General features: G+C 64.8%; 6 protein-coding genes and 1 pseudogene. 4 read left to right on the forward strand and 3 right to left on the reverse strand.

What is annotated here, in order from left to right; genetic code table 11:
- Window positions 1–40: 40 nt before the first annotated feature.
- Window positions 41–1633 carry an HD domain-containing phosphohydrolase gene (locus AB0L58_RS37925; protein WP_364395143.1) on the reverse strand — a complete coding sequence of 531 codons (1593 nt, stop codon included), beginning with the start codon at window positions 1631–1633 and terminating at the stop codon, window positions 41–43.
- Between the two features lie 432 nt (window positions 1634–2065).
- On the opposite strand from AB0L58_RS37925, the gene AB0L58_RS37930 reads away from it, so the two are divergent.
- Window positions 2066–2509 (forward strand): TIGR03618 family F420-dependent PPOX class oxidoreductase, encoded by a 444-nt coding sequence (locus AB0L58_RS37930; protein ID WP_364395145.1) that lies wholly within the window; start codon window positions 2066–2068, stop codon window positions 2507–2509.
- 180 nt (window positions 2510–2689) lie between these two features.
- Here the strand turns inward: AB0L58_RS37930 and AB0L58_RS37935 are convergent.
- Window positions 2690–3483: pseudogene (locus AB0L58_RS37935) on the reverse strand (aminotransferase class V-fold PLP-dependent enzyme); the annotation flags it as partial.
- An 849-nt stretch (window positions 3484–4332) separates the two neighbouring features.
- Here AB0L58_RS37935 and AB0L58_RS37940 point away from each other — a divergent pair.
- Window positions 4333–4833: a hypothetical protein gene (locus tag AB0L58_RS37940; RefSeq protein WP_364395147.1), complete on the forward strand. Its 501-nt coding sequence runs from the start codon at window positions 4333–4335 to the stop codon at window positions 4831–4833.
- A gap of 18 nt (window positions 4834–4851) precedes the next feature.
- On the opposite strand, the gene AB0L58_RS37945 is transcribed toward AB0L58_RS37940, so the two are convergent.
- Window positions 4852–5466, reverse strand: coding sequence for a cutinase family protein (locus AB0L58_RS37945; RefSeq protein ID WP_364395149.1), 615 nt, complete (start codon window positions 5464–5466; stop codon window positions 4852–4854).
- A gap of 530 nt (window positions 5467–5996) precedes the next feature.
- Between AB0L58_RS37945 and AB0L58_RS37950 the strand changes: the two genes are divergently transcribed.
- Entirely contained in the window at window positions 5997–6464 is a 468-nt protein-coding gene (locus AB0L58_RS37950) for a hypothetical protein (RefSeq protein ID WP_364395151.1), read from the forward strand.
- A 648-nt stretch (window positions 6465–7112) separates the two neighbouring features.
- Window positions 7113–10376, forward strand: a complete 3264-nt coding sequence (locus tag AB0L58_RS37955) for a protein kinase (RefSeq protein ID WP_364395153.1) — start codon at window positions 7113–7115, stop codon at window positions 10374–10376.
- Window positions 10377–10429 lie beyond the last annotated feature (53 nt).

Below are 10429 nucleotides of genomic sequence, written 5' to 3' on the forward strand. Positions count from 1 at the left end.
TGGTGGTTGCCGAGCTGAAGTACCTGGCGCAGCGGATGCTTCAATTTCCGACCGCCGCGGTGACCGGGAACCCCGCCAGACCCCGATCGATCGCGGCGAGACTGGCCTGCGTGCGGTTGTTGACGCCGAGCTTGGCGTAGACACGTTCGACGTGGTTGCGTGCCGTCTTCTCGGCGATGAACAGTTCGGCGGCGATTTCTCTGTTCGATCGGCCCTGCGCGACGAGCCGCAGGATCTCGACCTCGCGGTCGGTCAGCCCGGCCGGCCAGGGCGTCCGCCGCGAGATCCGCGGACCGGCCACCGCAAGCACGGCCGCAGCCGACTCGGCGTCGAAGCGTCCGGCGCGCGCCTCCTTCCGTAACTGATCGGCAGCGCCGCGAGGATCGAGCGGCGGCCGGTCGGGACGCGGCTCGAGCAGTCCCTGATAAGCCTCCGCCGTGGCAAGCAGCCGGTCCTGCGCGGTCAACTCCGCGCCGGCGATCCCGCGGGGAAAGCCGGACCCGTCGATCCGTTCCCGGTGCTTCATCGCGATGGGCACCACCGACTCCAAGCCGTTGACTCGACTCAGTATCCGGCCGGTCAGATCCGGATACATCCGTACCCGTTCCCATTCGGCCGTAGTGAGCGGCCCCTTCTTCTCCAAGATCCGGTTGGACACTCCCATTTTGCCGAGGCCGTGCACCAGGCCGGCACGGTAGAGATGCGTGATGTCCGACGGCGGCATGCCCAGGTGTCGGGCTGCCCCGGCCACCAGATTCGCGACGCCACGCGAATGCCCCAGAGTGAACGGAGATTTGAGATCGACGAAATCGGCCATGGCCTCGAGTAACTCGTCGCTCTCCTCGGCCGTCAGGGTTCGGTCACGATCCGGTGCTTGGGCCAACGCTGTGGTCCAGACATCGATTTCGAGCAACCCGTCCACGATCGCGGCCGCGTCGCGGTCGAACACCGCCGCCACGGCCGGGCTGAACTGACTGCCGCGCCGAGCACGGAGCACATCCTTCGCGTGCTCGAGCCCACCCGTCCGCAGGTGTACCTCGACGACGTCTGCGACGTGAGCGATGTGGATCTCGACCGGGATATCGTCTCCGTGAGAACCGTTGGGCAACCCCCGGCCGTCCCAGCGTTCGAAGGCGTAGGCCAGCGCCTTTCCGACCTGCTCGTCCAAGCCCATCCGATCGGAGAGAACCCCGGCGGAACTGCAGTGCGACTGGATCAGTGTGGCGACCTGGCTGCGAGCCGTGACCAGAAAGGCAGCGGCACGGATGCCGCGCTCCCAGCCCGGCAATCCGCGTCCGACATGACTCATCATCAGCCGCAGGTACGGCAGACCGGCCGTGTCCACCGTGTAGGTGTCGGCCCGGAAGGCGATGTCGTCGCCGAAGAGCGCCGAGAGTTCGTGGGAGTCGGCGTGACAACCGATCCACCCGACCAGATTGGCGTAGTACACGGTCGCCCGCTGTTGCATGTCGAGCCCCATCCGCTCGGCGATTCGTGTCGCGATCAGGGACGACCGAAGCATGTGTTCCATCGGCTGGCCCAGACCGAGGTCGATCGCAAGCGATATCGCGGCGAGCAGTTCGGCTCTGCTCAGACCCTTTCCCGAGCCGGGCACCGTCCCGTGCAGGTGCATCTTCCCATTGTCCACCCGACCAACGGCCATCCTTGCGTGGCAGACGAGACCACCGCGTATCCGCGCCGCAGCACCCGCGCCGTGACCAGCGCGTCGATCAGTGTGCTCTGGTAATTGATGAAGAACACCGCGGGCCGTTTCGACGATGCGTGTTCCGCGTCGTTACGTCGATATCGCGGAGCCGCCCGGCGATCTCGCCGAACAGCGAAGTGGCGAGAACGACCCCGACGCGGCTGTTGTGTGTCAGCTGCCCGGCGACTACACCGACGCCCGCCGAACGGGTCTTCGGCGTCCAGATCGATGTCATCGAGCGGCAAAGGGCGTGTGGCCGAAGGTTATTCAGGGGAGCGGCCGGCCGGTGCGGTGCGCACCGATCAGACGGGCGTCGCCGTCTTCCTCGCCCGCGGGTTCACTGATCAGTAGACTCCTGGCGTGACCGATCTCGCGGACTTCGCGCGGCTGATCGCCGGTGACCACGGCCTATGCGTCGTGTCGACGTTGCGGGCGGACGGCACGATCCAGTCTTCTCTGGTCAATGCAGGTGTGTTGAACCACCCCGAGACCGGTGAGCAGGTGGTGGGGGCGGTGGTACGTGGCGGTACCCGCAAGCTGGATCACCTTCGTGCCCGGCCGCGCATGACGGTAGTCGTCCGTGTCGGTTGGGAGTGGGCTGCTGTGGAGGGGCCGGTATGGATCGCCGGTCCGGCGGATCCGGCCCCAGGTATCGACGCCGAACGATTGCGAATGCTTTTACGTGAGGTGTTCACCGCGGCCGGTGGCACCCACGAGGACTGGGATGAGTACGACAGGGTCATGGCCGCGGAGCGTCGCGCGGTCGTCCTGGTCATGCCTGACCGCGTGTACGGCAATGGCTGAGCGGCTCACCGACTCACACCGGATCGCTCCGCTCCGAGGAGCGGAATTTCAAAGGTCGCTGAAAACCCAAAGGGGATATAGCCACAATGCGCGGTAATGACGCCGAGCGCATAGATCGGATCCACTCGTCCGACAACCGCGGCTTCGCCTCGCTACCCATCCGGGTCACGCCGCGGTGACTCACCCTCGCCCGCGAGCCAACCGGGTGAGCTCGATGATCATCCGGTCGATTTCATCGCAGGTGTTGTAGAACGCGAAGGACGGTCGCACGGTCGCTGCCAGACCGAAGCGCCGCAGGATCGGCTGCGCGCAGTGATGTCCGGCGCGCACCGCGATGCCCTTCTCGTTCAATGCCTTTCCGACCTCGAGCGGTTCGTATCCGTCCAGCACGAACGAGATTACGCTCGCCTTGTCGGGTGCGGTCCCGATCAAATGCAGGCCGGGTATCGCGGCCACGCGCGGCGTGGCGTATTCGAGCAGCCCGTGTTCGCAGCGCGAGATATTGTCCACACCGATGCGCTCGACGTACTCGATCGCGCTGCCCAATCCGACCGCGTCCGCGATATTCCCGGTGCCCGCCTCGAATCGACCGGGCGGTGGCTGGAACAGTGAACGTTCCAGGGTGACATCGCAGATCATATTCCCGCCACCCTGCCACGGCGCCCCCAGGTCTGCGCGATCAGGTTGATGCCCTCGGTGGTGCCGCGCACGAAGATGATCTCCTCCGCGGCCGACGCACCGAGGAAGCGTGCCACCGTCTCGCGGGCACGCTCATAGGCATCGGTCGAGAGGGCAGCCAGGTGGTGTGCGGCCCGATGGATATTCGAATTTTCGTGTTCGTAGTAGTAGGAAACGCGTTCGATGACAGATCGCGGTTTCGGCGTCGTGGCGGCATTGTCGAACCACACCAGAGGCTGGCCGTTCACCCGTTCCCGCAGGATCGGGAAGTCATTGCGCACCGCGTGCACGTCGAAGGGCGGATGCCGATCGGGCTGGCGCCGATTCGCGCATCGAGGAAATAGAATTGCGAATCAGGTTGTGTATCAGGGAATTCCGGGCGGTCGAGGGAGTAGAAGGTCGGAGTTCCCGCGGCCGCCGCGTCCGGGACCAGTGGCGGGGACAGCTGTCCGTGCGGCCTCGTCGCCCAGCGCTACTGGTTGCGGAACGGCCTTCGTTATCGGCATCACCTTCGTGTCGGCAAATCGACCGTTACCACCGCGGGTAATGCTAGTCCGCGAGCCTGCGGTTGCCTGGATGTGCGCGTCATCGATCGGGCCGTGTCCCTGGCCCTGATATTCAGAGGAGGGTCGGTGTGCCTGCGATGGTCGGCTTGGTGCTCGCTCGCACTTCGAGATCGGTCGACAAGGCGTGCAGTCGGGTGCACGGGAATCGATCGGCGCGGGTCGAGTCGGTAGCCGGTTACCGTGGGCGGCATGGAGATCGGCTGAAATGATGCCCGCCGCGGCATATCCATCGGCTGCGGAGAAAAGGACCAAGCGCCGACAATCTCCATCGTCGAGTTACTGCGGTCAGCGCGCAGTGCGAGCTATCCGGCCGGATAACTGAGCACTGCGGCGACCACTCGGCGAAGATCGCCCGGGGACAGGAAAGTTCCGCCCGAATTCCCGATCCGATCGGGAATCTTTCGCCGTGCAAAGTAAATCTGCTGCCCTGTCGCTGATTCCGGGGTCGAAGTGTATGAGCGGCGGGTCGATTTTCGGTGAAAGCCCCCTCGACAGATCTTTTGCCGTTGCGCCGTATCGTGATATTTTTTCTCGATGGTCGACTAGACTAAAATCTCGCTACCTATCAAGGGAGATTCCGTGTCCAGGGCTGTGAAGGTTGCCGCCGAACGGGTTTGCGGGGGAATTCTCGGGATGGTTGCATGCCTGTTCGGCGTGAGCGACGCGCACGCAGACGATGCGCCCGGTCCGGTACGGATCGGTGACACAGAGTATTTCGCTTTGGGTGATTGGAGCTGCTCGATCAGTGCGAATGGCGCGGTGGGATGCGACCTCGCGGTCCCGGCCTCATCGATGGACGTGCTGTATGCCGGAATGCAGCTGTCGTTGCCGAATGTGTCTGCCATCATTATTGATTCGGCAACGTGGCCCGCGCATCCCCAGTGGAACGCCAACGGCAGTCACACGCTGCCGGGCGGAAATCCATCATTGCCGCGGCTGACGGGTGTGAACTACCACGATCCACAGTATTCGGTCACATATGCCGGAGCGAACTGCCAAATCACCTTTCAAGGTGCGGCAGTGTGTACCTCGATGGGGCACGGGTTCAGTCAATGGGGACCAGTGCCGCATGGCTACTGATCCCCAAAGAATCACTGGCTACCGGTACCAGACACCGGAATCCCAGGCACCGTAGTCCCAGACGTTGAAATCGTAGCGAGAATGTGCACCCGCGAAGAGGTAACCCCACCAACCAGCCGAGGTATCGCAGATCTGGTCGTCGTGGTTGCACACGGTCAACACCGGGAAGTCGCCGAACCAATCATCGACGCCGGCCAGCGGATAACCGATGATCCCGCTCCCGGGTGTCGACGACAATCCGGCCCAACCGGGCCCGGCGGCTCGCTTGGGATCCGACAGGAGAATGGCATTGGCATTGCCGACATCCTGATGTGCGGTGACCCAGGCGTGGACGATACCCGCGCCCTCGCTGTGTCCGATCAACCTGATGTGGTCGCCGGGGCATTGGCTGCGATGCACCCAGAACAGCCGGTCGAGTTCGTTCAACCCCGACATCGGGTCGGCGGAGTTGTAACCGACAGGCTGATCCACAAATGGGACGAACACCGACGAGGTGTTGTCCCCGAGACCGCCGATACCGATGGCCCAGTCGCCAGTACAGTAATCGGCGTTCGCGTGCGGGAGTGTCGCGTAGTTGATGGAAAGGAGGATGGCCAACAGTAATGCGGCGAAGAGCGCCGTTGCTCTGCGCATGGTAGTACTTCTTCATTTTCGTGCCTCCGGGTCCGGCCCGGCTTGCACGATTTGTACCCAGAAATTGCTGGCGTTCTTGTTTTCTGGCGAAACAGTTACATAAGCCATGGATTCCTTGGCCGTAACGCAATGTCGGAGGCCGTCATCCGGAAAAGGACACCGCTTGCCCCGTCTTGCCCCGAGCGAGGTCCGCCTCAGATTTCGCGAAACCCGCTGGCCCGGGAGAGGACTCGCATAACCGGAGATTCGCACACTCCCCGGCCGCGCCTCGCCTCCGCCGCCGCAGTGTCGGCCTTCGCCCGCCGCCGCGCCCTGCAGAGCACCTACGAGGCCGTCGCCGAATCCGGAGGCTGGGACCGCGGGCTGCTGGAGACGACCCGGATCAGTGGGCCCGACAACAAGCGAAGATCGGATGACCCGGCGGCGCCGACCAGTGCCGGGTGTCACAACTCTTCGGCAGCCTGAACCGTCCGTGCAACCTTTCGGGCCGCAGGTCAGCCACTCGACGTCGGCAAGGTTCGGCCGGATCGATGGTGACCGGAAGCAGGCTTCTCGGGAAGCCCCGCGATCGCAAGCTTTTTCTGGTCCTGGTGGCGCTGTGCGAGCCCCGATCGGTGCACGGCTCGGCGGCAATACCGACGATCCCCGGTTTACTCGAACGAGTGCGGGGCACTGCGGTGGGCGCAAGCATCAAGACAACCGCAGCCGTCAACTCCCACATCGACTATCTGGTCGACCGTCTCGGACTCCGCGGCTACAACGGATTTGAGGACCGCCGCGCGGCTTTGATCGACCGCGCGCTGTGGTTCGGCATCGTCGGAGAGGAGCACCTCCCGCTTCGCACCGACCGGCGAGAGGCGGGACGACATCTTCGCGATCGGGCCAGGATTGATCACGCAGGCCGCCGATCCTGTTGCCGCAGTGCAGAATCCAGCGCCATCCAGCGATGTGTTTCCAACGCCGGATGGATTCGGGTGGCACCAGGCCACGCAGAGTAGTCTCCAGCGAACGGCGGGGAGGTAGGTTATGGGGTTGACGGGCCGCATTCGCTGTACGGCGTTTGCCGGGCAGCCGGACGAGGTCTGGCGGCCACTGTGAACGGTCGACATCCGGACAGTGGATGGTGGATCGGCCCGCTCATCTTCTTCGTCATCGTCCCGGCGGCAGTCGTCCTGGAGCAGCGCGGGGCACCGTGGTGGCCTATACCATCACCGTCGTCGCAGCCGCGATCGTCTTCGCGCCGATCGCGGTCTGGTTCCGGCTCGGCGGCACGGCATACAGGCTGTTGCAAGAATCGTTCGGCCACCGCGTCGGCGGGAGGTATGAGGACCGTGAGTAAATCATGCCTGCGACAGTGACATTGTCCGTGACCGTCGGGCTCACGGTGGGGGAGCAGTTCGTGTTCTCGGCGAGCTGCGTGAGCGGGCCGTGCGGATGTTCGCCCAGATCCGTGATCGGGACGAGTCGGAGTGGCCGCGATGAAGGCGGTCACCCATCTGCGGCGAGTTGAGGTAGCCCGACAATGCGGTGACCACTCCGGATACATCCCGGGACTCGACCCTGTCGGCGATACGCTGAGCATTGGCGAAAGGTAAGCGCATGTTGCCTGGTAACCGAAGATACGCCGGTGGGATCGCATTCGGCCGATGACCGACGACGATCCGCTGCGCACACACCGTGAGGTGGCGACGCCCGCCCCGGTGGAGTTGGCTGCGGCCGGTTTCGAGGATGCGGTAGAGATCGGCCGCGGTGGCTTCGGGGTGGTGTATCGCTGCCGGCAGGTCGCGCTGGACCGGACGGTGGCGGTGAAGGTGCTGACCGCGGAGTTGGACGAAGACAATCGGGCACGGTTCGTCCGGGAGCAGCGGGCGATGGGGCGCTTGACCGGGCATCCGAACATCGTCACCGTGCTGGAGGCCGGTGCCACCGCCACCGGGCGTCCCTACCTCGTGATGCCCTATCACCGGCTGGACTCCCTGGATGCGTGGATCCGCCGACACGGTCCGCTTCCGCTGGAGAAGGTGTTGTGGATGGGGGTGAAGATCGCCGCCGCACTGGAGCTCGCGCATGGCCTCGGCATCGTGCATCGGGACGTGAAACCAGGAAATATCCTGCTGACCGACTTCGGCGAGCCGGCCTTGACCGATTTCGGGATTGCCCATGTCACCGACGGATTTCGAACGGCCGAAGGCATCGTCACCGGATCACCGGCATTCACCGCCCCCGAGGTGCTGGACCGGGACACACCGACGGCGGCCGCGGATGTGTACGGGCTCGGCGCGACCCTGTTCTGTGCGTTGACCGGCCATGCCGCGTTCCAGCGTCGCAGTGGTGAGAACGTGGTGACCCAGTTTCTGCGGATCACCACCCAACCGATGCCGGACCTCCGAGACAGTGGTATCCCCGACGACGTGTCGGCGTTGGTGGAAACCGCGATGAGCCGCGATCCGCACGAACGCCCTTCTGCGGCGGGGATCGGTGAGAGCATTCGGCAGGCACAGCAGCGCCACGGTTTCTCGGTCGATGAGACGGGCCGACAGTCCGATTCGATTCTCGAGCGTCGACACCGGGATCCACCGACGAGGGGACGGCGCCCCCGGTCGGACGGCGGTGGCAATCTGCCGTTCGAGCTGAACAGTTTTGTCGACCGACGCACCGAGTTGTCGGCTGTGAAGAATCTGCTGTCCACGTCCCGGCTTGTCACGTTTGCCGGAGTCGGGGGTGTCGGCAAGACGCGGCTGGCGCTGCGGGCCGCGTCGCAAGCGCAGCGGGATTTCGCCGACGGGGTGTGGTTGGTCGAACTGGCCGAGGTCTCCGATGCCGCGCTCCTGGACGATGTCGTGGCCGCCACCCTGGGTTTGCGGGACGAGGCGCCTGGTCGTTTGCGCGATGTGCTGGTCAAGTTTCTGGGCTCGCGGAAAATATTGCTCGTTCTGGACAACTGCGAGCACATGGTGGAAGCCGTGGCGAAGTTGAGCGAGGCGCTGCTGCGGACCTGCCCGGAGCTGCGGATTCTCGCTACCAGCCGGGAAGCGTTGAATATCGCGGGGGAGGCGGTGCTGCGGGTGGCGCCGCTGGCGGTCCCGGATCAGGACCAGGATCCGATGTCGACGGGGCTGCCCCGTTTCGATGCGGCGACGCTGTTCGCCGACCGCGCCGCGGCAGTCGTGCCGGGCTTCGAACTCGACGAGAGCAATAAGGCCGCGGTGACCCGGATTTGCGCCCGGCTGGATGGGTTGCCGTTGGCGATCGAACTGGCGGCGGCTCGGATGCGCGCGATGTCACCCGAGCAGATTCTGCAACGGCTCGATGATCGGTACGCGCTGCTCACCCGCGGCATTCGCACCGCGCCGACCCGGCAGCAGACGCTGCGATGGTGTGTCGACTGGAGTTACGAGTTGTGCACCGCGGCCGAACAGCGCCTGTGGGCCCGGTTGTCGGTGTTCGCCATGAGTTGCGAACTCGACGCCGTCGAACAGGTATGCGGTGTCGGCCTGGCACCGCACAGCCCGCTCGATGTGCTGTCCTCCCTGGTGGACAAGTCGATTCTGATCCGGGAGGAATCGCACACCGTCGTGCGTTTCCGAATGCTCGAGACAATGCGTGACTATGGTCGGCAACGGCTGCGGGAGTCCGGTGAAGAGACCGAGCTGCGCCGGCGGCATCGCGACTGGTACCAACAATTGGTGCTGGACGCCCAGGCCGGGTGGATCAGCGACCGGCAGCCCTACTGGATCGCCCGCCTCGAACGCGAGCTACCCAACGTGCGTGACGCGCTCGACTCCTGCGTTTCCGAGGACACCGACGAGGCGGCCGAAGCCGGGCTGCGCACCGCCGCCGCGCTACACGAATTCTGGGTCCTTCGCGGCCTGTACGGAGAAGGCCGAACCTGGCTCGACCGCGTTCTCGCCCACCCCCGCGCGCAATCCATACCCGACCGCATCAGCGCGCTACGCGCCGCCTGCGAGGTCGCCGCGCCACAAGGGGATTTCCAAGCTGCCGCAGCCCTGCTGGCGGAGGGGCGACTGCTCGCCGAACAGGCCGCTACGCCTGCCATCCAAGGACAGCTCGCCTACGCTGCCGGCATCATCGCACTCGCCAGCGGCGCAGCGGCCGACGCCTCTCCCTCCCTGGAACGAGCTGTCGAGCTGCTCGGCTCGAACCAGACCGAAGAGCTCTACGTCAGTGCGCTGACCATCCTCGCCTGGTCATATGAACTGCGCGGCCAGATGACCCGAGCGACGGAGCATTACCGCCGATTACTTTCCATCACCGAAGCCCACGGCGAATTGCTCTACCGTTCTGCTGCGTTGCGCGGCTTGGGTGTTTCCGCATGGCTGCAAGGCGAACGTGACCGCGCTCAACGGTTGCTCGAGGAGGCATTGCGAGTCAACCGACGGCCGAATAGTCCGGTGTTCACCGCGTTCAGTATCGAGGCGCTGGCCTGGACTGCCGCCGATGAGGGCGACGCGGAGCGCGCGGCCGTGCTGCTGGGGGCTGCTCAGGGAAGATGGCTGGTGGGTAGCAGCGTGCGGGCAGTCCTGCGGAATATGTCGCGCTTTCATGAGGAATGCGAGCGGACGACGCGTCGAACTCTCGGCGCTCGCAGATTCGATAGGGCCCTTCGGCAAGGCCGGGGGATGGGTATGGATTCGGCTATTGCATACGCGCTCGGGGAACAACCCACCGATGCGGTGCCCGCGTCGGGTACCTCCGCGACATTGACCAAACGTGAGCGGCAGGTCGCCGACCTCGTCGCCCAAGGACTCAGCAACAAACAGATCGCCGCCGAGTTGGTGATCGCGCACCGCACTGCCGAAGGTCACGTCGAACACATCCTCACCAAGCTCGGATTCAACTCCCGCGCTCAGATCGCGGCCTGGACAGCGGACCAAACCAAACGATACTGATCGGCTCGACGTGGGCGAACTGTCACGGTTTTGGGACCGACTCGGGGAAGTCA

The sequence above is a fragment of the Nocardia sp. NPDC052112 genome (genome assembly GCF_040680135.1).
Lineage (GTDB): Bacteria > Actinomycetota > Actinomycetes > Mycobacteriales > Mycobacteriaceae > Nocardia.